Origin of the sequence: Bacillus sp. K2I17 (genome assembly GCF_002209985.1) — a bacterium.
GTDB classification, from domain to species: Bacteria; Bacillota; Bacilli; order Bacillales; family Bacillaceae_G; genus Bacillus_A; species Bacillus_A wiedmannii.
Genome location: NZ_NJGF01000007.1, coordinates 22,570 through 47,887, shown reverse-complemented (window position 1 = coordinate 47,887; position 25,318 = coordinate 22,570). Strand labels below are relative to the sequence as shown.

General features: G+C 35.9%; 26 protein-coding genes, 3 riboswitches and 2 other annotated features (1 of these 31 cut by a window edge). Of the genes, 5 read left to right on the top strand and 21 right to left on the bottom strand.

Translation table 11 applies throughout. The features are described 5' to 3' along the window. Positions 1-36: a binding site (T-box leader), on the top strand (it extends 223 nt beyond the left edge of the window). Positions 37-92: 56 nt separating this feature from the next. Further along, positions 93-1,448: a branched-chain amino acid transport system II carrier protein BrnQ3 gene (gene brnQ3 / locus CER22_RS10665; protein WP_088062677.1), complete on the top strand. Its 1,356-nt coding sequence runs from the start codon at positions 93-95 to the stop codon at positions 1,446-1,448. A 23-nt stretch (positions 1,449-1,471) separates the two neighbouring features. Here brnQ3 and CER22_RS10660 read toward each other — a convergent pair whose 3' ends face one another. The 9 genes from CER22_RS10660 to gltP form a co-directional block, all read right to left on the bottom strand. Beyond that, the gene (locus CER22_RS10660; protein WP_131932946.1) at positions 1,472-1,768 is read right to left on the bottom strand and encodes a DUF3922 domain-containing protein; all 297 of its coding nucleotides are present in this window, start codon (positions 1,766-1,768) and stop codon (positions 1,472-1,474) included. Between the two features lie 98 nt (positions 1,769-1,866). Further along, on the bottom strand, positions 1,867-2,499 hold the full coding sequence (locus CER22_RS10655) for a response regulator (protein ID WP_000598709.1): 633 nt from the start codon (positions 2,497-2,499) through the stop codon (positions 1,867-1,869). Next, positions 2,496-3,551 (bottom strand): sensor histidine kinase, encoded by a 1,056-nt coding sequence (locus CER22_RS10650; protein ID WP_064476649.1) that lies wholly within the window; start codon positions 3,549-3,551, stop codon positions 2,496-2,498. Before CER22_RS10650 ends, CER22_RS10655 begins: the two co-directional genes overlap by 4 nt. Further along, complete coding sequence (gene liaF, locus CER22_RS10645; protein ID WP_075308724.1) at positions 3,551-4,291, bottom strand: cell wall-active antibiotics response protein LiaF; 741 nt, start codon at positions 4,289-4,291, stop codon at positions 3,551-3,553. Before liaF ends, CER22_RS10650 begins: the two co-directional genes overlap by 1 nt. Before the next feature lie 106 nt (positions 4,292-4,397). Then, positions 4,398-5,060, bottom strand: coding sequence for a PspA/IM30 family protein (locus CER22_RS10640; protein WP_075308722.1), 663 nt, complete (start codon positions 5,058-5,060; stop codon positions 4,398-4,400). Between the two features lie 56 nt (positions 5,061-5,116). After that, positions 5,117-5,473: a lmo0954 family membrane protein gene (locus CER22_RS10635; protein ID WP_000808634.1), complete on the bottom strand. Its 357-nt coding sequence runs from the start codon at positions 5,471-5,473 to the stop codon at positions 5,117-5,119. Positions 5,474-5,702: 229 nt separating this feature from the next. Beyond that, positions 5,703-7,019, bottom strand: coding sequence for a Na+/H+ antiporter NhaC family protein (locus tag CER22_RS10630; protein ID WP_088062675.1), 1,317 nt, complete (start codon positions 7,017-7,019; stop codon positions 5,703-5,705). A gap of 94 nt (positions 7,020-7,113) precedes the next feature. After that, positions 7,114-7,219: riboswitch (SAM riboswitch) on the bottom strand. 120 nt (positions 7,220-7,339) lie between these two features. After that, on the bottom strand, positions 7,340-7,858 hold the full coding sequence (locus tag CER22_RS10625) for a DUF402 domain-containing protein (RefSeq protein WP_088062674.1): 519 nt from the start codon (positions 7,856-7,858) through the stop codon (positions 7,340-7,342). A 66-nt stretch (positions 7,859-7,924) separates the two neighbouring features. Beyond that, positions 7,925-9,199: a glutamate/aspartate:proton symporter GltP gene (gene gltP, locus CER22_RS10620; protein ID WP_087985514.1), complete on the bottom strand. Its 1,275-nt coding sequence runs from the start codon at positions 9,197-9,199 to the stop codon at positions 7,925-7,927. A gap of 493 nt (positions 9,200-9,692) precedes the next feature. Here gltP and CER22_RS10615 point away from each other — a divergent pair, with 493 nt between their 5' ends. Beyond that, complete coding sequence (locus CER22_RS10615; protein ID WP_088608745.1) at positions 9,693-10,982, top strand: murein hydrolase activator EnvC family protein; 1,290 nt, start codon at positions 9,693-9,695, stop codon at positions 10,980-10,982. Positions 10,983-11,084: 102 nt separating this feature from the next. Continuing rightward, positions 11,085-11,246 carry a hypothetical protein gene (locus tag CER22_RS33025; RefSeq protein ID WP_001096003.1) on the top strand — a complete coding sequence of 54 codons (162 nt, stop codon included), beginning with the start codon at positions 11,085-11,087 and terminating at the stop codon, positions 11,244-11,246. A gap of 30 nt (positions 11,247-11,276) precedes the next feature. Here CER22_RS33025 and CER22_RS10610 read toward each other — a convergent pair whose 3' ends face one another. The 12 genes from CER22_RS10610 to CER22_RS10550 all read right to left on the bottom strand — a co-directional run bounded on the left by CER22_RS10610 (position 11,277) and on the right by CER22_RS10550 (position 22,285). After that, positions 11,277-12,632, bottom strand: coding sequence for a sodium-dependent transporter (locus tag CER22_RS10610; RefSeq protein ID WP_046958187.1), 1,356 nt, complete (start codon positions 12,630-12,632; stop codon positions 11,277-11,279). Positions 12,633-12,743: 111 nt separating this feature from the next. After that, positions 12,744-12,991, bottom strand: a binding site (T-box leader). A gap of 61 nt (positions 12,992-13,052) precedes the next feature. Beyond that, the gene (locus tag CER22_RS10600) at positions 13,053-13,670 is read right to left on the bottom strand and encodes an NAD(P)-binding protein (RefSeq protein ID WP_088062670.1); all 618 of its coding nucleotides are present in this window, start codon (positions 13,668-13,670) and stop codon (positions 13,053-13,055) included. Beyond that, positions 13,645-14,400: a sirohydrochlorin chelatase gene (locus CER22_RS10595; protein WP_088062668.1), complete on the bottom strand. Its 756-nt coding sequence runs from the start codon at positions 14,398-14,400 to the stop codon at positions 13,645-13,647. Before CER22_RS10595 ends, CER22_RS10600 begins: the two co-directional genes overlap by 26 nt. Position 14,401: 1 nt before the next feature. Continuing rightward, positions 14,402-15,178 carry a uroporphyrinogen-III C-methyltransferase gene (gene cobA / locus CER22_RS10590; protein WP_088062666.1) on the bottom strand — a complete coding sequence of 259 codons (777 nt, stop codon included), beginning with the start codon at positions 15,176-15,178 and terminating at the stop codon, positions 14,402-14,404. An 85-nt stretch (positions 15,179-15,263) separates the two neighbouring features. Further along, entirely contained in the window at positions 15,264-15,464 is a 201-nt protein-coding gene (locus CER22_RS10585; RefSeq protein WP_000366913.1) for a DUF3906 family protein, read from the bottom strand. A 10-nt stretch (positions 15,465-15,474) separates the two neighbouring features. Continuing rightward, positions 15,475-17,097 (bottom strand): nitrite/sulfite reductase, encoded by a 1,623-nt coding sequence (locus CER22_RS10580; protein ID WP_088062664.1) that lies wholly within the window; start codon positions 17,095-17,097, stop codon positions 15,475-15,477. 11 nt (positions 17,098-17,108) lie between these two features. After that, positions 17,109-17,702, bottom strand: a complete 594-nt coding sequence (gene cysC / locus CER22_RS10575) for an adenylyl-sulfate kinase (RefSeq protein WP_048561381.1) — start codon at positions 17,700-17,702, stop codon at positions 17,109-17,111. A gap of 12 nt (positions 17,703-17,714) precedes the next feature. Next, a complete protein-coding gene (gene sat / locus CER22_RS10570) occupies positions 17,715-18,851 on the bottom strand; it encodes a sulfate adenylyltransferase (RefSeq protein ID WP_088608744.1) in 1,137 nt (378 codons plus the stop codon). 38 nt (positions 18,852-18,889) lie between these two features. Continuing rightward, positions 18,890-19,594: a phosphoadenylyl-sulfate reductase gene (locus CER22_RS10565; protein WP_075308704.1), complete on the bottom strand. Its 705-nt coding sequence runs from the start codon at positions 19,592-19,594 to the stop codon at positions 18,890-18,892. A gap of 86 nt (positions 19,595-19,680) precedes the next feature. After that, positions 19,681-19,824 (bottom strand): YezD family protein, encoded by a 144-nt coding sequence (locus CER22_RS10560; RefSeq protein WP_000116163.1) that lies wholly within the window; start codon positions 19,822-19,824, stop codon positions 19,681-19,683. 72 nt (positions 19,825-19,896) lie between these two features. Then, positions 19,897-20,005: riboswitch (SAM riboswitch) on the bottom strand. A gap of 116 nt (positions 20,006-20,121) precedes the next feature. After that, positions 20,122-21,438: a diaminopimelate decarboxylase gene (lysA, locus tag CER22_RS10555; RefSeq protein WP_000280662.1), complete on the bottom strand. Its 1,317-nt coding sequence runs from the start codon at positions 21,436-21,438 to the stop codon at positions 20,122-20,124. 180 nt (positions 21,439-21,618) lie between these two features. After that, positions 21,619-21,800: riboswitch (Lysine riboswitch) on the bottom strand. Positions 21,801-21,889: 89 nt separating this feature from the next. Further along, on the bottom strand, positions 21,890-22,285 hold the full coding sequence (locus tag CER22_RS10550; RefSeq protein ID WP_001228833.1) for a DUF3888 domain-containing protein: 396 nt from the start codon (positions 22,283-22,285) through the stop codon (positions 21,890-21,892). A gap of 254 nt (positions 22,286-22,539) precedes the next feature. Here CER22_RS10550 and CER22_RS10545 point away from each other — a divergent pair, with 254 nt between their 5' ends. Together CER22_RS10545 and pssA are read left to right on the top strand one after the other, a co-directional pair. Then, the gene (locus tag CER22_RS10545) at positions 22,540-24,426 is read left to right on the top strand and encodes an LTA synthase family protein (protein ID WP_088062660.1); all 1,887 of its coding nucleotides are present in this window, start codon (positions 22,540-22,542) and stop codon (positions 24,424-24,426) included. A gap of 182 nt (positions 24,427-24,608) precedes the next feature. Next, a complete protein-coding gene (gene pssA / locus CER22_RS10540; RefSeq protein ID WP_000285422.1) occupies positions 24,609-25,310 on the top strand; it encodes a CDP-diacylglycerol--serine O-phosphatidyltransferase in 702 nt (233 codons plus the stop codon). Positions 25,311-25,318 lie beyond the last annotated feature (8 nt).

The following is a 25,318-nucleotide window of genomic DNA, read 5'->3' as shown; positions in this document are numbered from 1 at the left end:
GGGTGGTATCGCGGGTAAATATAACTCGTCCCTTTCTTTAGGGACGAGTTTTTTGTGTTCTTACAAATGAATTTAAAAAAGGAGGAAAAACAATGAACACTGTATCAAAAAAACATATTTTTTTCACGGGTCTTATGCTATTTTCTTTATTTTTTGGGGCAGGTAATTTAATTTTCCCTCCCATGCTTGGACAAAATGCAGGTGAAAACTTTTGGCCGGCAATGATTGGATTTTTACTAACAGGAGTCGGTTTACCATTATTAACTGTTATTGCAATTTCTTTATCAGGAAACGGCATGCAACAACTCGCAAGTCATGTTCACCCATTATTCGGAATTTTCTTTACTGTAGTTGTATATATCGCAATCGGTCCTTCTATGGGAATTCCACGCGTTGCAAATGTCGCTTATGAAATGGGTGTTAGTTCTTTCTTACCAGAAACAATTCGTTCTAGTAACCTAGCACTATTTTTATACACAGTCGTCTTCTTCGCTATCGTATTTTGGCTTAGTTTAAATCCATCTAAACTTGTCGATCGCATCGGAAATATTTTAACACCTATTTTATTACTCTCTATTTTCTTACTATTTGTTAAAAGTGTATTTACACCACTCGGGCAATCAGGACCAGCAATGCAAGAGTATCAAACTTCTCCAATCTTCAAAGGTTTTATGGAAGGATACTTAACGATGGATACCATTTCTGCGCTTGCATTTGGAATTATCGTTGTAAATGCCATTCGCTCTAAAGGTGTGAAGGATCGTAAATCCATTGCCATCGCAACAGCGAAAGCAGGACTTATTGCCGCTACTGGTCTCGTACTTGTATATGGTGCACTTGGCTGGCTCGGTGCAACTAGCGTCTCGCTCGGATATGCACAAAATGGCGGAAAATTACTTACTGTTATCGTACAGCAATTATTCGGTCCATACGGTTTACTTCTATTATCTCTAATCGTTACACTCGCTTGTCTAACAACTTGTGTTGGACTTGTATCTGCGTGTAGTCAATATTTCTCAACATTATTGACTAAATTTTCATACAAAATGTTCGCGAGTATCATTTGTGCATTAGGATTATTAGTTGCCAACTTAGGTTTAACGAAAATTATTGCCATCTCTGTTCCAATTCTACTTGTTGTATATCCAGTTGCAATTGTACTCGTTCTACTATCGTTACTTCATAAATATTTCGGTGGATATCGCTCTGTTTATGTAGGTGCTTTAATTGGAGCAGCAATCGTAAGCGTATTTGACGGATTAAAACAAGGTGGCATTTCAGTTTCATTTATCACACCATATTTTGAATTTATCCCTTTATATAATGAAGGAATTGGCTGGCTAATACCAGCATTAGCCGGGGCTATTATCGGCCTTACAATCGCTAAGTTAAGCGGTGCGAAAAAAGTTCCCTTAATAACCGATTCCCGCGAAGTAAAAGCATCCTAAAAAACTCCCGAAAGGGAGTTTTTTTACTTTTGATAAGCAGTATGATTAAAACTGCTTATTTTATACGCTTTCGTATAATATTCGATATTTGTATCCACTGTTTCTACTTTGATAACATCGTAGCAATCTTCTTGCTTTACTAAAAATAAATAGTACTCTTCTGTCGCCTCAACAATTGCAATTTTATCTGTTTCAACATTATATTGTTCACAAAGCGCTTGTAATGCGTTCACATAATCCCCTAATTTTTTAGACTTATCCATGCCAAATATCGTTTGAACTAACATACACTCTCTCCCCTTTGTATGTACTGTTAACAACTTAATGATAACGCTTACATTTGTTAACGTCAATAAAAAGATTTGGCGTAAACTAATAATCAGCGGAGATACCCCCCACTGATTAAAGTTTCACTTTATCATTTCGTCAATTGATGTCTAAACGCATAAATAACTGCCTGTGTCCGGTCACTTACATTTAGCTTATTTAAAATATTACTCACATGTGTCTTTACTGTTTTGAGAGCAATAAACAATTCATCTGCAATCTCTTGATTACTTTTCCCCTCTGCAATTAATAACAAAATTTCAGACTCTCTTTCTGTTAACTCCTCATGCAAAGGTTGTTCTTTCTTCTGACGCATACGAGACATCATTTTACCAGTAACTTTTGGCTCTAATACAGTTTCTCCATCATAAGTAGCTCGTACAGCGTCTGCTATATCACTTGCTCTTGATGTTTTTAATAAATAACTTGTCGCTCCCGCCTCAATAACAGGGTACAATTTCTCATCATCTAAAAAGCTCGTTACAACTACAATTTTCGCTTCTGGCCATTCCTGAATAATAGCACGTGTTGCTTCAACCCCATCCATCTCGTCCATGACAAGGTCCATCAAAATAATATCTGGTCTTAATTGCAGTGCTAACTCTGAACCTTTTCTTCCATTTTCAGCTTCTCCAACTACTTCGATATCTGGCTGCGTTGATAAATATGCTGATACACCCATTCGAACCATTTCATGATCATCGACAAGTAACACTTTTATCATGATTCTCCCCCTCTCTCAATCATAATCGGTACTTTTACTTCTATTTGTGTCCCTTTAGCGGGGAAACTAAGTACTTTTAATGTCCCACCAATTTCATGAACACGCTCTTGCATTGATCTTAAACCATATGAACCAGCCTTATTCACTCCGACTTCAAATCCAACGCCATCATCAATAATTTTTAGAATTGCATATTGATCAATTTTCCGAAGACGTACTTCCGTTTTCTTCGCTTTCGCATGTCGTAAAGTATTGGATAAAGCTTCTTGCACAATACGAAATAAATGATCTTCTACACCTTTTTTCAATTCTATTGGCTCGATTAGCCATTCAATTTTCATATGTTGCTTTCGCGATAATTCCGTCAATAATTCCTCTATACCTTGTGTCAGTTTCTTACCTTCTAATTGTACAGGCCGTAAATGAAGAAGCAACGCTCTCATTTCTGATTGTGCATTTACAACCATATTTTCAACGAGCTGCAACTGCTTTTTTGTCGTTTCTGGAATTTCAGCTACTTGTTCATTAATAGCCGACATCATCATCGACATTGCAAAAAGCTGCTGACTTACAGAATCATGCAGCTCCCTCGCCAATCGATGCCTTTCTTGAGATATCGCTTCTTGTCTCATCTCTTCATTCCAATGAGCTCGTTCATTCGTTACTTTTTGAAAGAGTCCAGCTTGCTCCTCTAATCGACGAGCAAGACCGATTACTTTTCGTTCTACTTCATGAAATTCATCATCTGCAGTAAACGAAACATCACTCGGAAAATTCCCTCGCTCCACTTCAAATAGAAAAGTATTTAATCCTTGTATACGCTGCTCTATATAGTAACCGATTGCATATCCTACAATTCCCCCGATAAGTAAACTTGTAGTCATAATAAACAAGCCAATTGGAACAGAAGCGATGGATTCCTTCCATAATAAATCATACACTTGTTGCTCGCTTTTCCATACATATACAATTGTACAAATGAGTGCAATACTAACAGAAGACAACATAGAATAACGAATATACATCCACGAAATATTTTTTTGTTTCTTCATTATACTTTCCTCACTTCCGTATCGCCTACGACAAGCGAAGAAATAATTTTAATACGACGAGGCGCTTCTTTATACTGCTCTGTTCTAAATGTAACATTGCGATTAAATCCTGTCTCTTCATGTCCTGGCAGGAGCACACGTCCGACAATAACAGAATGATTTAAAGACAATTCAATATCATATGGCACATATAAACGAATATTACCAACGACACCTCGGATAACAATTACCGTTTCTCCTTCTGGAATCATAGCAGTTGTTAAATCTATTTCCACATCACAAGCACCATATTGAACATTAATATCCTCAAGTTCATAAATATGATCCATCATTCGTATATTCCCTACAAACATATTTTTTAAATATGGTTCTGTACGATATATTTGCTTCTCTTCGTCTATAATCCCTTTTTCTTTAATTTCAACCTTCATTGCTTTTTGCTGATGTCCTTGTTGAATCAGTTGATAACCAATTAAAGCTAAACAAGCAAATACGACAAGAACAAATGCTGCTGATGAAAATAAGAAGAATAAAAATACGATACCACCAACAAATAAAAAGACATTTCCCCTTACATAACGATTCTTCTTACGATAATGCCTTCCAAACATAAGCATAATAAATGCAAAAATGAGACCACCTGGTTCAAAATGTCCAAGTATCATATCAAGAAAAAGACCGAATCCAAATATGATGAGGAGCATCCCCATTAATTGTGTTTTTGAAAATTGTTTCTTCATTTCAGCTCCCCCCTTCTTGTTACATATACATAGAAGAAAAGGCATTGCTTTCCAACACCTTTTCTCCTATCACTATATCATAAGCCTGTTTTATAATATACTACTATTATTTTGTTAACTCTTTCGTTAACGATACATCATTCTTCTCTTTCATTTCACGCTCAAGCTTTGCAATCTTCATATCAAATGTGTCACGTTCATGCTCCTCATTTATACGAGATTCTAAGTCGCGAATATGATCTTCAATTTCCTCAAAGCGTAAGAACGGATTATTTTCATCCATTTTATGCATCGCTGTATTCATACGACGATTTGCATGTGCCATATTTTCACGTGCCATTAATTCCATACGTTTTGCGTGCATTTCTTTTAATTTATTTTTCATCTCAGCAAGACGACGCTCTAACTCATCAATTTGATCTACAACACCTGCATACATTTCTTCTAATCGAGTTACTTGCCCTTCATAATACGCTACTTCTTCTAGCGCACGCTCATGTAGCTGTAATTCGCCTGCTTCTTGAGCGACGATCGCTTGCTTTGATCTTTTATTAACGAAATAACGTGCTTGCTCAAGCTCACGAGCGAAATTAGATTTTAATGTTTTGTGGCGCTCAATTAACTTCTCAATTTTTGTTATTTCACGCTCACTATCGCGTAAATATTGGTTTAACATCGCGATTGGATTTTTTCTTTCTTTCTCATCTAACACATTATGAAAATCTGCTAAAATTGCATCGCGTACACGTCCGAATAAAGATTGTTTCATTATAATCTTCCTCTCTTCTACTTTATCAATTTGATTTGGTTTTTATTAATTTTTTATTAGTTTTTCATTAACTTGTTCCACTCATCTTCAAAGTTGCTATATGGTTTAGAACTTTCTGGTGCAGAATCAACAACTACATTTTTTTCTTTTTTCCACTCACGGTATCCGTAGTATAAAACTACTAATGCTGCGATACCGATTAATGCTGGGGAATGAGAAAGGGCGATGGACAAGCCGATCAAACCAACAATACCCCAAGCTAACTTTCCAAAAAATGATTGTGCTCGCACAAATGATTTATAGCTCCAGTACACAACTCCTGCTCCAATTGCGAATCCTATAATACCAGCAAGACTGCCAAGAGCAATTAAAGCTAAAATACCAGCCGCGATAAACGCTAGAAATTGTTTCATCTTGTGCTTGCCTCCCTTCGATTTGATACTCTTATCTTAACTATTTTTTCACTTTTCCATAACGAGCTTAAGAACCGTTTTCGACTCAGACTTAAGACTGAGTTGCATTCAGCCTTTTGTAAAAATATGCGGTAGGATAGGATGATTCACTCTTTTATCGCACATAAAAAGCCGTACAGAGAACATTCTCTGTACGGCTTTCATTACTATTCATAAACTTCATTTTAAATTATGCTGTTTTGTGATACTCTTTCTTTCCCGCTACTTTAGAAAACCTCGGGAAACCAATTAATATAGAAATAATTCCACATACTCCAACTAAGATAGGATAAAACGCATATGGTAACAATTCAATCGGAGATAACGCCGCAAATCCTGCTGCCGTTAACATTTGCGCACCATACGGAATTAACCCTTGCACACAACATGAGAAAAGATCTAATACACTCGCTGATTTACGAGGATCAATTTCATATTGATCTGCAATGTTTTTCGCAAGTGGACCTGTAAAAATAATAGAAATCGTATTATTCGCTGTACACATATTCGTCATACTCACTAAGCCAGCGATACCGAACTCTGCTCCTTTTTTCGAACGAATGTTACGAGTTAAAATATTCATTAAATATTGAATACCACCATTATATTGAATCAGTTCGACCATACCACCAATTAAAATAGCAAGTAATACTAACTCCATCATACCGCCCATTCCAGTCGTTACACTTTTAAAGAAACTCTCTAACGTGTAACTCCCATCTAAAAGACCTATAACGCCGGATAGTACAGTTCCACCAGTTAACACAATAAGTACATTCCAACCAAGCAATGCTGTAATAAGTACTCCTGCATACGGTAAAATCTTTATCCAGTCAAAGCTATGCGCTTTAATCTGCGTGTCACTTCCTAAAGTAACGATTACTAATAGTACAACTGTAATAATAGCTGCTGGTAATACAATTAAAAAGTTCGTTTTAAACTTATCTTTCATTTCTGTTCCTTGTGAACGTACAGCTGCGATTGTTGTATCTGAAATAAATGATAAATTATCCCCAAACATCGCCCCACCAACAACAGTAGCCATCGTAAGTGCAATAGAGATATCAGTTTGCCCACTAATACCTACAGCAATTGGTGCTAATGCAGCAATTGTTCCCATTGAAGTTCCCATCGCTAATGAAATAAATGCCCCTATAACAAAAATTCCAGCTACGATAAATCCTTGCGGTAAAATGGATAACGCTAAATTAACTGTAGAATCAACGCCGCCCATCCCTTTTGCTGTTTCAGAAAATGCTCCTGCAAGTACAAAAATCAGAACCATAATCATAATATCCGGGTTCCCTGCACCTTTAGCAAATCGTTCTACTTTTACATTAAAACTTTCTTTACGATTCATTGCTAAAGCGACTCCTACAGCAATTGAAATTGCTACAAGTATCGGCAATTTATAGAAATCACCTGTAATAATTCCAGAACCAATAAATAGCGCCAAAAATATCCCAAGTGGTAATAAAGCCAAACCATTTCCTCTCGTTTCTTTCAAAGTACCATCTCTCCCTAGTTTCAACCTTTTTCTAATGAATAACAAAAGACCTCTTCCAATGAGAAGAGGTCTTATACATCTATAAGGAACGCTCTTCTCATCTTTCAAGCACATGCTTGCTGGATTTGGCACAGCACTCTGAAATCGAGTCCGCTGCCGAGGCATCGTAGGGCCAGTCCCTCCGCCTCTCTTTATAAGAAGGTTTCATATTTATTTTTTAATAATAATTTCTTCCCTAACTTTACTCGCTTACAAAACAAAAGTCAATTATTTTTTGTATAGATTTTTTTGGTAATTATACAAAAATTTGAATACAACAATCATTTTAACTTTTTGATTTCTTCTTCCAATATTGAAATCCAATAAAATTCACTATTTTTTATTGCATCTATTATCCATTTCGTAGTGTACCAAGCTAACTCATACTCTTCTTTTGTAACATCGCCACTTTTATAAGCATCCTCTAGCTCATCTTCATCCAATATATACATTTTACCGTTCGGTAATAACACTACATCTAAATATAAATCATCAAAATACGGTAAACCACGGTCGTCAATTTTATATTCTTTCGCCACATCGATATAATATTGCACTAATTTTTTCTGATCATCTAACATAGCTGTAATCGCAAAGTTTTTCCCGTCTATGAAATATTGAATCCACGTATATTGATTCCCTGCGATACAAAGTTCTTTACTATCATATTCTTTACAACTAGGTTCTCTTACCTTTTTTATTTCTAATATTCCTAGCATTCCTTCTTCCACTTGCTTAACCGTATAATCCTTCTCTATTAGTCGCTTCCACGAAGAACCGTCACCATATTTACGTTTCATTACGTCCGCTCCCCTTCTATATAGAAAAGCCCCCACATATTATGTGAGAGCTTGTTCAAATTATAATTAAGCTGCTTGACCTTTTTCAGAAATCTCTTTCAAATAAGCTTGTCCTTTTTCAGCGTCATATTGACCTTCCCACTTAGACATAACTACAGCTGCTAAAGAGTTTCCTACAACGTTAACTGCTGTACGAGCCATATCTAAAATACGGTCAATACCAGCGATAAAGGCTAAACCTTCAGCTGGAATACCTACTGTACCAAGTGTTGCTAATAATACAACGAATGATACGCCCGGTACACCCGCAATACCTTTTGATGTAACCATTAATACAAGTAATAATGTAATTTGTTGTGTAATGGATAATTCAATACCGTACATTTGCGCTAAGAAAATTGCTGCAATTGCTTGATATAAAGTTGATCCATCTAAGTTAAATGAATAACCTGTCGGAATAACGAAAGATGTAATTGCTTTCGGACAACCGAATTTCTCCATTTTCTCCATGATTTTTGGTAAAACTGTTTCTGAACTTGCTGTAGAATATGCTAAGATCAGCTCGTCTTTTAAAATCTTAAAGAATTGGAAAATGTTAATTCCAAATAGTTTCGCTGTAAGTCCTAGTATGACTACAACGAAGAAAATCATCGCACCATATACAACTATGACTAATTTCCCTAATGGAATTAATGAAGATAAACCAAACGTCGAAACTGTTACACCAATTAATGCGAATACACCAAACGGTGCAAATTTCATAACTTGGTTAGTCACGTAAAACATCGCATCTGCTACACCTTGGAAAAATTGAAGAACCGGTCTTCCTCTTTCACCAATCGCCGCAACTCCTAAACCAAATAGTACAGAGAAGAAGATAATCGCAAGCATATCGCCCTCAACCAATGATTTCATAATATTCGTTGGAACGATATTCACAAATGTATCTGCAAACGAATGACTTTGTACTTGAGCTGTTGTTTCTGCATATTTAGAAATATCAGTCTTTGTTAATTGATCCATATTCACGCCTTTTCCTGGTTGGAAAATATTCGCTACCAGTAGACCAACAACAATTGCAATTGTTGTAATAATTTCAAAATAAAGAATTGTTTTCCCGCCTAATCGGCCTAGTTTTTTAACATCGCCAACACCAGCAACTCCAACAACAATACTTGCTACAACAATCGGCACAACGATCATTTTAATTAATCGGATAAAAATATCACCAATTGGTTTTAGGTACCCTACAACTGTGCTATCGCCATAAAAAATTGCCCCCACCGCGATACCTAGGGCAAGTCCAATTAAAATTTGCCATGCAAGTCCTATTCTTTTCATATTTGTTGTAACCCCCTCTTCGATGTGTCACTCTACCTCTCATTCTATATCTATAAAACTTGAAATTAAGAGTATTACATATTATTCGACAATTCACTACATTTTGTCCCTGTTAAAAATCATAAATCAAAAAATTAAATCTGACAACAAAATAACTTTTCCTGAACACAAATAATTTTCTTGACAAAAATAAAACCCATGTCAGAAAACCTAACATGAGAACGATTCCTCACTAGTATTTTAGTGGGTTTTCAACTTGAATTTCACTATATAAAATCACGATTTTTTCCCTTTATTTTACAGATAAAATCTAGAATACACCTTTGTTGCACAAACTAAAAAAGTAAAATCACCATTACAAATACTGTTGAAAAATGATAAATTCCGACAAAACTTAGCAACTTTATAAAATTTTCTTTACATTATGGTTACAACGATAGACACTCTTCTTCTTATGATATATAACATTCATAGGGAAAGGAGCCAGACAACCATGAAAAAGAAATTTGCAGCGTTTAGTGTTTTAGCAGCAGGAACACTTTTTGTTTCTCCGTTACTTTCACCCGTATACGCTGAAACGAATCAAGATAAATTATCTAATATTCAATCTGAATTAGAAGGAAAACAAAATGACTTACAAAATAAATCAGTTGAGAAAGAACAAATAGAAAAAGAAATTCAAGAATTACAAAAGAAAATCGACGATTTAACTACTTCTATTAATAAAAACGAAGCTGAATTAAACGATACAAAAAAAGAAATTAGTAAAACACAACAAATAATTACTGAAAAAAAGAAACATATAGAGCAATTACAAACAAACATAGATACGCGTCAGGAAGTTATTAAACAACGTTTACAATCTATGCAAGAAAAACCTCGTACAAACATCATCACAGAGGTATTAACAAATTCTACAAACATTGCTGATCTTGTTGATAATATGTACTCTGTAAGTTTAATTTTAAACAATGATACAGATATTGTTAAAAAGCAAACAACTGACCAAAATGCTGTGACGAAAGAAAAAGAGGCTGTTGAGAAAAAAGAGCAACAACTGAAAGAATCCGAGCAAAAATTAGAACAAAAACAGCAAGAATTACAAAATAACCAACAACAGCAGCAAACCTTTATTAGCGATCTACATACGAAAGTAGCAAAAGTAGATTCAGAGATTGAAGGATTAGAAGAATCTAAAGGCATTTTAGAAAATCAGCGTCAAGCTGTTCAAAAAGCAATTGAAGAAGAAAAACGTGCCGAAGAGGCTCGTAAAGCTGAAGAAGCTCGTAAAGCTGAAGAAGCTCGCAAGGCAGAAGAAGCTCGTAAACAAGCCACTACATCTGCTCAAACAGCTCAAGCAGCTCCAACACCACACGATACAAATATTGGCGGGTTTATTAAGCCAGCAGCTGGATCAAAAACTTCTGGGTTTGGCGTGCGCTCTATAGATAACCATAAAGGAATCGATATCGCAGCCTCAGGAACCGTTCCAATTATTGCCGCTGCTGATGGTGTTGTTATTCGCTCAGAATTATCATCTAGTTACGGAAACGTTGTGTACTTATCTCACCGTATAAACGGAAAAACATATACGACAGTATATGCTCATATGAGTAGCCGTTCTGTATCAAATGGACAAACTGTAAAACAAGGCACTCAACTTGGATTCATGGGAAATACTGGCCAATCATACGGGCAGCATTTACACTTCGAACTTCACCTTGGAGAATGGAATGTCGGTAAGACAAACGCAGTGGATCCATCTCCTTATATCGGATTATAAAAAAAACTCGGTTCATACCGAGTTTTTTTATTTCCACTTCACACACTATAGGCATTCCACATAGACTACAACTAAATGCCCATATTTTACGAGGTGAATCATATGAATACACAATTACAACAGAAAATAGAAGAAGCTAGAGAAACTTACATTGGCCGGTTATTTACATTTGGCGGCTCAGCATTATTTTTAATCGGATCATTCATTGCAGTCGTCACAGCCTATAAAGCGTATAATCGTTTATTGAATACACCTACAACATAATAAAAAGACGGAGAAATCTCCGTCTTTTTATTATGCAAACATTTTAAATACGCCTATCGCATTTAAAAATACAATAATTACCGTTACTGGAATAACATAACGAAGTAAGAAGAACCAAATATTAAATAATGTTTTCCCTTTCGTTTCCGTAACTTCTAATTCTTTCATTAACATTTCTTTACTCATTTTATTTGGTACGAATAGCGAAATGGCTAGTACTCCGAGCGGCAGTAATACATTACTTACCGAAAAATCGACGAAATCAAAGAATGTCTTACCAAATATTTTCACATCACTCATAATTCCAAACGATAATGCTGACGGGATTCCAACTGCAAAAATAAGAATACCAATTAATAATGATGCTGACGGACGCTTTTTCTCATTATCTTTCGCAACAGATGCTACTACAATTTCAAGCATGGAAATCGCAGATGTTAAAGTTGCAAAGAAAAATAAAACTAAAAACATAATGAAGAAAAATTGTCCAAATGGTATTTTCGCAAATACTGCTGGAAGGACGATAAACAGTAGTCCTGGTCCTTCAGTCGGCTTAACGCCTAATGCGAAAATCGCCGGGAAAATTGCTAATCCTGCAAGTACTGTAATAAAAACAGTTAAACTTACAATAGACGTTGCTGATTTAGCTAAATGTTCTTCTTTCTTCAAGTACGAACTATACGTGACCATTACTGAGGCACCTACTGTTAGCGAGAAGAACGATTGTCCCATCGCGTATAAAATCGTATCTGCTGTCAGCTTTGAAAAATCTGGTTTCAAAAAGAACTCTACCCCAGCAAAAGCACCATCGAGTGTTAACGCACGAATAATGATTGCAATAAACAAAATAAATAATAGTGGCATCATATACTTACTTGCCTTTTCTATTCCCTTCTCTACACCTTTACTTACTACAAAAATAGTACAAAGCATAAAGATAAATTGCGCTCCAATCGCACTTACTGGATTTGAAATCGTTTCACCAAATAATTTTCCATAATCAACAACACCATTCCAAAAGCTTCCTGTAACACTATAGTATAAGTACAGTAAAATCCATCCACCTACGACACTATAGAAAGAGAGTACACTAAAACAAGTTACAACTCCCATACGACCAATCCAAGGATATAATTTACTATTTGGTACTAGTACTTTATAAGCTGTAACTGCCTCTTTTTGGGTGCTACGTCCAATGACAAATTCCGCTATTAGAAGAGGCATACCTATAAATAAAGTTAATAGTAAAAATACAAGGAAGAATGCGCCTCCCCCACCATTACCTGCAACATATGGAAATTTCCATATGGCACCAAGACCTACTGCGGCTCCGGCTGCTGCGAGTACAAAGCCTATTTTCGACGTCCATTGCTGTGTTTCTTTCATCATAAATTCTCCTTTTCTGAATATTTAAACTTTTGTTAATTATACACTTTCATTTCATACTCGCACACCTCCTTTAGAAAATAAAAAAGTCCCCTACACGCAAATATGCATGTAGAGGACGATATATGTAATGTAAATACCGTGGTACCACCTCAATTGGATTGATAAATCCCACTTGTTCAAGTACAGGAAAATTCCGATACTCTATCCTTTTAACGGCGGAACCCGGGTTGCCTACTACAATGTTCAACATACCTCTCGCAAGCCCATTCTGTATATTTTATCGTACCGGGCTCACACCTTCCCCCAGCTCTCTGAACGTATCAAATATACATACTCTTCTTGCTCATCGATTTCATCTATTGAAGTTACTTGTGATTATAAATTATATTTTTATAGTTGTAAAGTACAATTTATTCATTATCCTATATGAACTCTTCTCTCTAATTCTTGTAAAAACAATTCTCTTTTTTGTTCATTTTGAACATATACCGACTTTAATACTTCTTGCAACAATATATTTCTCTCTCTTTTCTCTATTTGTAGTTCTTTCACTTTTATTCTAACTTCGGATAAAAAATCAAGATACGATTCATACGCCTCATCATATTTATTTGCAATATCATCACGAATTTTTTTTGCAAGTTTCGGACTCGCTCCTCCTGTAGAAACAGCCACATTCAATAATCCACGATGAATTGCCGCTGGAAAATGAACATTACCACTTTCCGGGTTCGTAATAACATTTACTAACTGATTTTCTGCGCTATCTTCAGCAACTTGTTCATTTAATACGGCATCACTACTCGCTGCAACGACCAAAAAAGCACCTTTAATGTCACTTTTTTCATACTCCCTTTGATACCAACGAATTTTCTTTTCTTCCACAAGTTTCACTAAATTCGCATCCAATTCAGGACTTACCACAACTATATCCGCACCTTGTTTTAGTAAAGGAATAATTTTGAATCCCGCGACTTTTCCTCCACCAATGACAACAATACGTTTCTTCTCAACTCGCACTGTAAGTGGATACATATTGATCTCCCTTCAATAATTTCTTCGTTTTCTGAATTAACATATATTGAAATGCTTCATTCTTTCCTAAATACGGACTTATTTTTATCTCATCCAACTCATATTGGCGCACTTCTTTTTCAATATGTTTCATAAGTAAACCTGTAAATAATAAGTAAGGCAGTACAACGATATTCTTTTCTTTTCGTTCAACAACTTCCTTTAACTTCTCCTCAAATTTCGGCTCGGCAGCCGCTAAATAACAAACCTCTACTTTTTTAATTTTCTCTTCATGTTGAAATAAAGAAGCAATCCAGTTTATATCTCTTAATACTTCAGGATCACTACTCCCTCTTGCTACGAGAAGTAGCGTCACTTCATTCTTATCTTCCTGTTCAATGCCACTTCCACTATACACCGATTTCACAAGTGTTTCTGATACACCAAACGGGTTACCGTAGGTCACTTTAACATTCGAAAATTGATTATTTAACTTTTCCAATTCAAACGGTATATCTTTTTTCACATGACCTGCCGCTAATAAAAAAACTGGAATAACAATAATCTCTGTAGCACCACGCTTCACACATGTACGGAACCCTTCCTTAATCGTTGGGCTCGCTAACTCTAAAAAACAAACTTCTTGAATACTTGCCTCTACACGGTTCATGCATGACGTAATAAATGCAACCGCTTCTTCTTTAGCTGCTTTCAAACGACTTCCATGGCATATATATAAGATGGCTTTCATTTTATAACACTCCACTTACTTGATAGGTACTTTCTGTCTGTTTCTCAAACCAATGGATTTTTTCTCGAAAACGGACCACTTCTCCAATTACAATCATGCTCGGATTTTGAATTTGTTCTTTTTTTGCAACATCCACAATTGTTCCTAACGTCCCAACAACTGTGCGCTGCATTGATGTCGTTCCCCGTTCAATAATAGCAGCAGGTGTACTTTTGTCTTTTCCATGCTTCATCAGTTGTTCACATATGTAGGGTAAATTGCTAACCCCCATATATACAGCTAAAGTCTCTACACCTTTCGCTAAATTTTCCCACTTCACTTCTTCTTCAGCACCTTCTTTCCTATGCCCTGTCACAATAGCAAAACTTGCACTTGCATCACGATGTGTCACTGGAATGCCAGCATAAGCAGGAGCAGCTATTCCAGCTGAAATACCAGGAACGATTTCAAATGGTACCCCTTGCTTTGCTAACGCTTCAGCTTCTTCTCCTCCTCTACCAAATACAAATGGATCCCCGCCCTTTAGCCTCGTTACAACTTTTCCCTTTTTCGCATATTTAATAAGAAACGTGTTAATCGTCTCTTGCTTCATCGTGTGATAATTTGGTAGTTTTCCGCAATAAATTAAATCCGCTTCAGGCTTTGCATGGGAAAGCAACTCTTTATTCACGAGACGGTCGTATAAAATAACATCTGCCTTCTTAATACATTTCAACCCTTTCACAGTAATTAAATCTGGATCACCAGGACCTGCACCAACGATATAAACCTTCCCCATCATCTCTCCTCATTTCTACTATTAAAGTGAAACTTCCATCCTTATATACGAATGGAAGTTTTCATTATTTCGTATTACCTTTTTCCTACTCATGAATAACAAATGCTGCACCTTTTCGAATCTTCTTTTTTTCAAATAGAGAAATCTCCTTTACTTCTGGTAACGGTAAAAAATGCTTTTCAAGCTCTATCTCCGCGAGCTTAAATGCCTGTTCTTCACTTTGAGCAACAACAACAATCGGAACAATACTATTTACTAACACAGCTTCAAATCGATATAAATCCATATTGTCCCTCCTAAGACGCTATTACTTCTTCTAACACAGTATTTAACGCTATTTGTAATGTCTCTATACCAACACGGCTGACAAAATCATAAAATGTTTCAGCTAGTAATTTATTCTCTTTGAAATAGCTTATAAATGATGCAAGTACATCAGGTAGATCCTCGCCATCTATTTTCCCTTTTAACTTTTGGTTATAAGCACCGCCATCTAACAGCGTTCCACCTACGTATATTTCAAATGCTTCAACAATTCCTTTTTCCTTCGTTTTCATTTTCACCCCTTGCAATCCAATGTCAGCAATTTGACGTTGCCCACATGAATTCGGGCATCCTACCATATGAATACGAACTGGAACATCGAGTGCAATTTGTGTATCTAAGTACTCTGCGATTTTGCGTAATCTTTCTTTCGTTTCTACTAAAGCAAGATTGCAATACTCAATACCGGTACAGGAAACCGCATGACCAATAAATGATTTAGGACTTGCTGATATGGCTTTAAACAACGGCTCATTTAGTAAACCTGTTACATTTTTTGGCGGAACATTCGGAATAATGAAGTTTTGCGAATTACATGTACGAATCTGTCCATTTCCATACTGCTTAGCAATTCTTGCAATCTCAAACATTTCTTCTGCATGTAGACGTCCTACCGGCACATTAAAACCTACATATTTTAGTCCATCTTGTTTTTGATCTTGAACACCATAAAAGTATCCCGCATTCCATCCTTTGAGAGCACTTTCTCCTTTACTTTGCAATGGTCCTATATACTCTATTAGTTTCTCTTTAAATCTCTCTGCTCCCCAGTCTGCAACTAGAAATTTCAAACGAGCTAAATGACGTTTTTCACGGTATCCAAAATCACGGAATATCGTAGCAATCGCAATTGCTACCGCCTTCACTTCTTCTGGTAAAACGAATACATCTAATTCATCAGCTAAATATGGACGGGCTGATAATCCACCGCCTACTTTTATATGAAAACCAACTTTTTTCTCACCATCTATCTCTTTCGTTGCAGGTGTAAATGCAACACAGTTAATCTCTGCGTTTGCTGAATTATAAATGTTAGAACTAATAGACATTTTAAATTTACGCGGTAAGTTAGAAAACTCTTCATTATGTTGGAAATAATCATATACCTCTTTCACAATACCCGTTGTATCAAACAGTTCATTTGCATCAATACCAGCAAGTGGATTCCCTGTAATATTACGCGTTATATCACCACACGCCCCCGCTGAAGATAACCCAACTCTTGCTAATCTTTTAAAAATATCTGGAATTTGATGAATTTCTAACCAATGAAACTGAATCGCCTGTCTTGTCGTAATATCTATTACGTCACGCCCATAATCCTCAGCGATAGAAGCAAGCACTTCTGCCTGTGCATTCGTAATAATCCCTGAAGGAATATTTACACGCATCATAAAATATCCAGCTTCTTTCGGTCTTTGTAAATATAACCCTGCCCATTTGAATGCGTCCCACTCTTCTTTCGGAATAGATTCGAAGCCATTTTCTGCATAGTAAGGAATATCATTAAAGATTTCCAATCCATCTTTTTTCAATTTATTTTTCTCAGTCTGATTTAATTTTTCATTGTTAGCCCATACTTTTTCATAACTCATTTTTTATCCCCCTATATAAAACTACGCTCTTGTAAGTACTTCACGATTTGTTCTGCACATTCTTCAATAGAATACTTGTGCGTTTCTACAATTAACTCTGCTTTCTCTGGCTCCTCATACGGTGAATCAACACCAGTAAACTCTTTAATATCACCCTGTCTTGCCTTTTTGTATAACCCTTTTGGATCACGTTTTTCACACTCTTCAATTGGACATTTTACAAACACTTCTATAAACTCATCTGCTGCTAATAGATCTCTAACTTGTTTTCGGTCTACTCGAAACGGTGAAATAAACGCTGTAAGAACAACAGTACCTTGATCTACAAATAGCTTCGCCACTTCACCAATCCGTCTTATATTTTCCATACGATCACTTTCAGAAAAACCTAAGTCTTTATTTAAACCGTGGCGTACATTATCTCCATCTAGTACATAGTTTCCAATATTCTTTTCAAATAGTTTACGAGCAACCGCGTTCGCCACCGTAGATTTACCTGAAGCTGATAGACCAGTAAACCAAACTACAAAACTATGATGCCCATTTCTTACTCTTCTCTCATCTTTTGAAACAGATGCTGTATGCCAAGTAATATTCGTATCCATGTCATTCTCTCCCTATTCTGTTACTACTTCTTTTTTCAAACCTTTAATTAGCACTTCCACTACTTCTTTACGACTAAATGTACTCGGCGGAACCTCACCGTTTCTTAATAGTTCTCTTACTTTCGTACCTGATAAAATGACATGATCCTCTTTTCCGTGTGGGCATGTTTTCGTCGAAGCCATCGCTTCACACTTCGTGCAGTAAAAACTATGTTCAAAAAATAATGGTGTAATCCCTAACTCTTCCACTGTAAAGTTTGTAAAAATTTCTTGTGCTTCATAAGTCCCGTAATAATCTCCTACTCCTGCATGATCACGTCCTACGATAAAGTGGGTGCATCCAAAATTCTTTCTGACTATTGCATGGAATATCGCTTCCCTCGGTCCTGCGTAACGCATTGCTGCAGGAAATACACCTAAAAAGACACGATCTTTCGGATAATAGTTTTGAAGTAATACTTCATAGCTTTCCATCCTTACATCAGCAGGAATATCGTCCGATTTCGTTTCCCCAACGAGTGGATTTAAAAAGAGACCATCTACAATTTCAAGGGCAGATTTTTGAATGTATTCATGGGCACGATGTACCGGATTTCTCGTTTGAAATCCAACCACTGTTTTCCAATCACGTTTTTTAAATTCTTCTCTCGTTTCAATTGGATCTAAATGATAAGAAGGAAACGGATTATTTTCAAAGCGTTTTGTAAGAATAATAGCTCCCCCGACATAAACGTTCGGTCGTTCATATAATTTTTTCACTCCTGGATGAGCCTCATCCGTCGTTTTATACACAAGTAACGCTTCTTTTTCCTTGTCAGGCACAAAAATATCTTCTATTTGAATGACACCATATACATTTTCAGCATTAACAAGTTTTACTTCCTCTCCAGCTTTTAGACTCTCTGCTACTTCTTCTGTTACTGGTAATGTAATCGGTATACTCCATATGCTCCCGTTTGCTAAGCGAAGCGTTTCTACGACCGAATCATAATCTTTCTTTCCTAAAAAACCAGTAAGTGGGCTATATCCCCCTGTCGCTAATAGCTCTAAATCACTTAACGCAATGTTGTCTAGTTCAATTTCTTTTTCGATTTGTGATACGTCGTAAGTCTCGTCTATACGATTTATTAATTCGTTTCTTGTACTCATTTTCTATTTCCTCTCTTAGCTTTATTTTCAAATTCATCTTATTGGTAATGAAGACCACATTCTGTTTTCACTTTCCCAGACCACCTACCATCTCTCGAATCGCCACCCTCACCTACAGGTAACGTACACTTCTCACACCCAATACTTGGATATCCAACATCATGCAGCGGGTTATACGGTAAGCTATGTTTGTATACATATCGCCACACTTCTTTCCACGTCCAATGAATGAGTGGACAAACTTTAATAGATTGAAAGCGATGATCTTGATTTATAAACTTTGTATGCTTACGTGTTTCTGATTGTTCCCTCCTTAAGCCCGATATCCAAGCTTTTTCCGCTGCTAATGATTTTTCTAACGGTAAAATTTTTCTAATTTTACAACAAAGATTCGGATTACTTTCCCATAATTTCTCACCATGCAACTTCGCTTGTTCATCAAGCGTAAGTTCCGGCTGTTTTTCTATAATATTTAATGAAGGAAATCGTTTCCGCACTTTTTGAATTAATTCATACGTTTCTTGAAAATGAACATTCGTATCTAAAAATACAACTTTAGCAGATGGATTTACTTGGTTTATAAGATGTAGCAATACCATCCCTTCCACTCCGAAGCTACATGCGTATACAATTTCACTTTTATATTCTTTATAAGCCCAACTTAATACAGATAGCGCGCCTTTCGTTTCATCTTCTTCTGAAAATGAAACATTATTTTCTTCCCACGTTTCATACGTCAACATGTTCTTTCCCCCTGTAAAAGCAAAAAGACGGTTTTAACCTAATATAATAGGTTAAAACCGCCTCTAGTTTTTCTAGTCAGCGCTTTTTACTTTAAACGTACCTTTTCACTTTTCTCTAATTGAATGACTTTCCCATCTTGCACAACAATTGTAATTGAACCATATTTCATATCAGCAAGCATCGCTTGAATTTTCTCAGATACTTCCTCAAAATGTTCCCGTACGCTCACGCGAACAGCCCCCCTTTTTATTCATAAAAAAAATCTTTCCCATTTCGAAAAGACTGTTCGGTAATATATTTTACCTTATCTTTCAAAATGGATTCCATTTTGCTGGATTTAGCACCTTGCTTTCTATAAGCAGGTTGCCGAGCTTCTTCGGGCCAGTTCCCTCCGCTTCTCTTGATAAGCTTTGTATTTGTATTTTATCACAATTCTGATTTTTTTCAATCCTAGTTTTCCGATATATTTTAATTATTTTGTTTTATAAAAAAGGAATTGCCCATCCGAACAACTCCTTTTTCCCATTCACACAAGTTCTTTAATACGTATGCGATCGTTCCCAATAATATTTTCATATGTTTCACGCTCTACAACAATTTGTGATGTGCCGCCTTTCGCGAAGACGACAGCTGGTCTACGAATCCGATTATAATTATTCGCCATCGAGTATCCATATGCCCCTGTACAAGAAATTGCTAATAAATCGGCTGAAGCAACTTTCGGTAGAGTGATATCCCAAATTAACATATCTCCACTCTCACAGCACTTCCCAGCAATCGAGACAAGTTCCTCATTCTCATCATTCCCTCGATTCGCTAACATCGCTTCATAACGAGCGTTATATAAAGCAGGTCTTAAATTATCAGTCATCCCACCATCCACTGATACATATTTCCGAATACCAGGAATATCTTTCACAGATCCGACTGTATAAATTGTCGTTCCAGCATCCCCTACAATACTACGGCCTGGTTCAACCCATATTTCTGGCAGGGGATAATTACATACTGTAAATTGTTCCCTCACAGCACTTGTTACAGCTCGCACATATGTCTCAAGAGTTAATGGTGTATCTGACTCTGTGTAGCGTATTCCGAATCCTCCGCCTACATTTAGCACTTTTACTACATAGTTTGTTCGCTCTCTCACTTGTTCTAAAAATTGACGAAGAACTTCAATCGCTCGCACAAAGCCGGCCGTTTCAAATATTTGTGATCCGATATGTGAATGAATTCCTAACACATTATAATTTGATTTTTGTAAAGCAATCTCAATTACTTGCATCGCTTGACCATTTGACACGCCAAATCCAAATTTCGAATCATCTTGGCCTGTTGTAATATATTCATGTGTGTGCGCCTCTACTCCGGGCGTTACACGAATTAATATGTTCACAAATTTCCCATGTTGCACTGCTAAATCATGCAAAATTTCTAATTCCAAGAAATTATCTACGACAAAACAACCAATATTCGCCTGAAGAGCCATCACAATTTCTTCTTCTGTTTTATTATTGCCGTGAAAATGAATGCGTGATGCCGGAAATCCTGCTTGCAGCGCAGTATATAATTCTCCTCCAGAAACAACATCTAATGACATATTCTCTTCACGAGCCACTCGGCACATCTCCATGCACAAGAACGCCTTGCTTGCATATGCTACTTGATAAGAGAAACCACTTTCTTTAAACGCACGATGAAACGCGCGGCACTTTCCTCGAATTGACTCTTCATCGTATACATAAAGTGGTGTTCCGTATTGTTTTGCTAGCTGCGTCGTATCGCATCCTCCAATTTCTAAGTGTCCTTGCCCATTGATTCGGCTCGTGCCGTGTAAATACATTTGAATTCCTCCCTTATTTCCTCTAAAACTCATAACCCCAATCTTCTATTCATTGCAGCACGCTTTTAGATAGACAAAAAACGCGCGGAACAATGTTCACACGCGTTTCTTATTAGGAAAAATATATATTGAAAAAATAAACGAGTTGTTATCTCCTCAAAATAAGAAACCGCATCAACATCTCCAAATAGCTCTCCATAAAATAAATATTATGACAGTACTACATTTATTCAATGCAGTCCCAATATATGAATAAGATGGTTATTCTTATATTTCGGCAATAGTCCCTTTCAACCTATGATCACAGATTCCATTAAATCTCCCATAGCTTACTCTTTCCTATCGCGGCCTCTACCTTTGAGAGTAGATGAGGTAAGTCTATTTAATTTTCAAACATCTAATTGTTGCTATTAACAATACCAAAGGACCATTTTATTTGTCAAACAATTTTTTATATTGTTTTTTTACAGTTTAATTTCGTATCATTTGGTAAGCGCTTTACTGAAATCTTTGACACTTCCCATTCGCCTTCTTCATTATTAAATGTAATCGTTACCTTCTCAAATGGTGGAGCAATTTTCCCAGCAACTCGTTCATACTTCGTTACTTCAATACTTGCTTGAAATAAATATGTACCGCTATACACTTTTTTTAAACTAATAATTTTAGGACATTGATAAGGCTTCAAGCTCCCATATTGTTTTTCAATTGCTTTATTTATTTTCGGAAATAAAACAGAATAAAGGGCATCTTCCATAAGAGGTGCATCATATTGGGCTACCGACACACTCGGTGAAGCAAAAAGTATAACACTACTGCATACTATAAAATATAATAATTTTCGCATTATAACCTCCGTATTATTACACGATTCTTTCTGCGCACGATAATTATCATACATAGAAACTCCGTTTTATTGTCTCCCACTGCCCTTTTTCTACTCAATTATTATAAAAAAGTCCACAACTCTCTTTTATTTTCGTATAATGATACTCATAGTATAATAAACATAATAACAAAGGACTGTTCGTATATATAAAATGAGGCGCTAATCAAACCGGCTCACAAGAACTGTCATGCTTTTTAGGAGAGGAGTATATTATGCTACAACGTCTGTTTCCAAAACTGCGATTTGCACTCGTTGCAGTCGTTTTATTATGGATAAAAACATATATTGTGTACAAGCTAGCATTTGATATTAAAATTGATAACTTCTTTGAAGAATTTATGCTTTTTATTAATCCACTAGCTGCGTTACTTTTATTTTTCGGTTTTGCTTTACTTGCATCTAAACACCGAAACCGTATTATAGTTGGAATCAGTTTTATACTGTCCTTTATTTTATTTGGAAATGCAATGTTTTATGGGTTTTATAACGATTTCGTTACGTTCCCAGTTTTATTTCAAACAAATAATATGGCTGATTTAGGGACAAGTATAAAAGAACTCTTTACGTACAAAACATTACTTTTATTTGCAGATGCAATTATTTTAATGTTTCTTTCACGTAAATTCCCAGCATTTTGCGACAAGACGCCACTTTCTCGCTCTGAGAAGCGAACTTTCTTTAGCGGTGTAACAGCTCTATTAGCATTACAAATTGTCGTTTCAGTTATTTATAAGCCACAAATGTTCTCACGCTCATTTGATCGTCAAACTGTCGTGAAAAATTTAGGTTTATACACATATCATCTATTTGATATTACACTTCAATCTAAATCTTCGGCTGAACGTGTATTTGCAAGTGGTGACGGGTTCTCTGAAATTAAAAACTATACAGACTCAAAAGATAAGCAAGTTGATAAAAACTTATTTGGAGCTGCAAAAGGTAAAAATGTAATTTTGATTTCAATGGAATCTACACAAAGTTTTGTTATTAATAAAAAAATAAATGGAAAAGAAATCACTCCATTTTTAAATGAATTTATTAAAGATAGTTTTTATTTCGATAACTTCTATCATCAAACGGGACAAGGTAAAACTTCTGATGCTGAATTTATCGTTGAAAATTCACTTTATCCGTTAGACCGCGGTTCTGTATTCTTTACTCACGCAACAAATGAATATACAGCTACACCAGAACAATTAAAAAAATACGGATATTCTTCTGCTGTCTTCCATTCAAACGATAAAACGTTTTGGAATCGTGATGTAATGTATCCTGCACTTGGATATGATCGTTACTTTAATTTAAATGATTACGTAGGCACAGAACAAATGTCTGTCGGTTGGGGATTAAAAGATAAAGGGTTCTTTGAACAATCGATTCCAAAGCTAAAATCTTTACCACAACCGTTCTATACAAAATTTATTACTTTAACAAATCATTTTCCATTTCTTCTAAATCCAGAAGATCAATATGTTGATGAGTTTAATTCGGAAAGTGGTGTTGTAAACCGCTACTTCCCAACCGTTCGTTACACGGATGAAGCTCTTAAACTATTTATTAAACAATTAAAAGAGGAAGGACTGTATGATAATTCCGTTATTGTCATTTATGGAGATCATTACGGTATTTCTGAAAACCATAATGCAGCTATGGCTCAGTTCCTTGGTAAAGACGCTATTACACCGTTTGATTCTATGCAATTACAACGCGTCCCTCTCATTATTCATGTACCTGGTCAAAAAGGAAAAGTCATTTCTAAAGTATCTGGTCAAATTGATATTAAACCAACGCTACTTCATTTACTTGGTATTAAAACAAATCAATCAGTTGAATTTGGAACTGACCTATTTATTAAAGAAGAAGATCCACTTATGGTAATGCGTGATGGTAGCTTCGTTTCGGAAAACTATGTTTATACAAAAAACATGTGCTATAAACGAAATACAGGTGAAGAAGCGGACATTTCATTATGTCAACCAAATATTGAAAAAGCAAAAACTGAATTGAAACTCTCCGACAAACTCATTTATGGAGACTTATTACGTTTCGATCCTAACAATCGTTATAAAACCGGAACAATGACAACGAAATTTGAATAGCGCCAGAAGCAACTTTTATAAAAGTTGCTTCTTTTTTTACTTATTTTTCAAATCATTCCGCTATGAAATCTTTCACAAATTGGGAATTTTTTTCGTATGAGGAAGAAATTTATGGTATGATAAAATAAGTAAAATTTCATAAACTAATTAAGAATTTATTACAGAAAGCAAGGGATCAGATTTTGTATAGAGCAGCTATTCCAAACTTATTTACGCTCGGAAATTTATATAGTGGATTCTTATCAATCGGCTATGCATCTTTAGGATATTATAAATCAGCTGCTATTTTAGTACTTATCGGGATGATGTTAGATAGTCTTGATGGACGTGTTGCTCGCTTATTACGTGTTGATTCACAAATGGGAAAAGAGCTTGACTCGCTGGCGGATGTCGTAACATTTGGTGCAGCACCTGCTGTTCTCATGTATTACACATCTTTCTCCAATTACGGAATCATCGGACTATACATAGCGGGACTATTCCCTCTTTTCGGAGCATACCGTTTAGCACGATTTAATGTAACACCATCTTCTACTTCAATGAAATATTTCACTGGCGTACCGATTACAGCAGCGGGAGGGCTTGTTGCTTTCTTAACATTATTTTCACATACCATTCCAAAAATCGTTCTTATTACAGTATTTGTAACGTTCGCATTTTTAATGGTGAGCCGCATTCGTATCCCAAGTTTAAAAGATGTACCAATTCCACGATATAGTATCATTATTACACTATTTTTAGTTGGAATCATTATCACAATGTACCAAACAGGGTTCGGTAATTTTTCTGTTTTCTTATTCATTGCTATTCCACTATATATTTTGTATATGCTATCTCAATTTCTTAGACAAAGACCATCTAAAAGAGCAAATAAAGAAAAATAAGAAACCTT

Bases quoted from the DNA above. Each gene is read 5' to 3' on its own strand.
- CER22_RS10545 (WP_088062660.1), top strand. From the start codon at position 22,540: ATGCTACAACGTCTGTTTCCAAAACTGCGATTTGCACTCGTTGCAGTC.
- CER22_RS10565 (WP_075308704.1), bottom strand. From the start codon at position 19,594: ATGTTGACGTATGAAACGTGGGAAGAAAATAATGTTTCATTTTCAGAA.
- cysC (WP_048561381.1), bottom strand. From the start codon at position 17,702: ATGGATACGAATATTACTTGGCATACAGCATCTGTTTCAAAAGATGAG.
- brnQ3 (WP_088062677.1), top strand. From the start codon at position 93: ATGAACACTGTATCAAAAAAACATATTTTTTTCACGGGTCTTATGCTA.
- CER22_RS10550 (WP_001228833.1), bottom strand. From the start codon at position 22,285: ATGCGAAAATTATTATATTTTATAGTATGCAGTAGTGTTATACTTTTT.
- gltP (WP_087985514.1), bottom strand. From the start codon at position 9,199: ATGAAAAGAATAGGACTTGCATGGCAAATTTTAATTGGACTTGCCCTA.
- CER22_RS10585 (WP_000366913.1), bottom strand. From the start codon at position 15,464: ATGGATTTATATCGATTTGAAGCTGTGTTAGTAAATAGTATTGTTCCG.
- CER22_RS10640 (WP_075308722.1), bottom strand. From the start codon at position 5,060: ATGAAACAATCTTTATTCGGACGTGTACGCGATGCAATTTTAGCAGAT.
- CER22_RS10580 (WP_088062664.1), bottom strand. From the start codon at position 17,097: ATGAGTTATGAAAAAGTATGGGCTAACAATGAAAAATTAAATCAGACT.
- liaF (WP_075308724.1), bottom strand. From the start codon at position 4,291: ATGAAGAAACAATTTTCAAAAACACAATTAATGGGGATGCTCCTCATC.
- CER22_RS10600 (WP_088062670.1), bottom strand. From the start codon at position 13,670: ATGTATCCACTTACAGTGCGAGTTGAGAAGAAACGTATTGTTGTCATT.
- CER22_RS10625 (WP_088062674.1), bottom strand. From the start codon at position 7,858: ATGAAACGTAAATATGGTGACGGTTCTTCGTGGAAGCGACTAATAGAG.
- CER22_RS10610 (WP_046958187.1), bottom strand. From the start codon at position 12,632: ATGAAAGAAACACAGCAATGGACGTCGAAAATAGGCTTTGTACTCGCA.
- sat (WP_088608744.1), bottom strand. From the start codon at position 18,851: ATGAGTACAAGAAACGAATTAATAAATCGTATAGACGAGACTTACGAC.
- CER22_RS10595 (WP_088062668.1), bottom strand. From the start codon at position 14,400: ATGAAAGCCATCTTATATATATGCCATGGAAGTCGTTTGAAAGCAGCT.
- CER22_RS10635 (WP_000808634.1), bottom strand. From the start codon at position 5,473: ATGAAACAATTTCTAGCGTTTATCGCGGCTGGTATTTTAGCTTTAATT.
- CER22_RS10615 (WP_088608745.1), top strand. From the start codon at position 9,693: ATGAAAAAGAAATTTGCAGCGTTTAGTGTTTTAGCAGCAGGAACACTT.
- lysA (WP_000280662.1), bottom strand. From the start codon at position 21,438: ATGTATTTACACGGCACGAGCCGAATCAATGGGCAAGGACACTTAGAA.
- cobA (WP_088062666.1), bottom strand. From the start codon at position 15,178: ATGGGGAAGGTTTATATCGTTGGTGCAGGTCCTGGTGATCCAGATTTA.
- CER22_RS10650 (WP_064476649.1), bottom strand. From the start codon at position 3,551: ATGAAGAAACAAAAAAATATTTCGTGGATGTATATTCGTTATTCTATG.
- CER22_RS10655 (WP_000598709.1), bottom strand. From the start codon at position 2,499: ATGATAAAAGTGTTACTTGTCGATGATCATGAAATGGTTCGAATGGGT.
- CER22_RS33025 (WP_001096003.1), top strand. From the start codon at position 11,085: ATGAATACACAATTACAACAGAAAATAGAAGAAGCTAGAGAAACTTAC.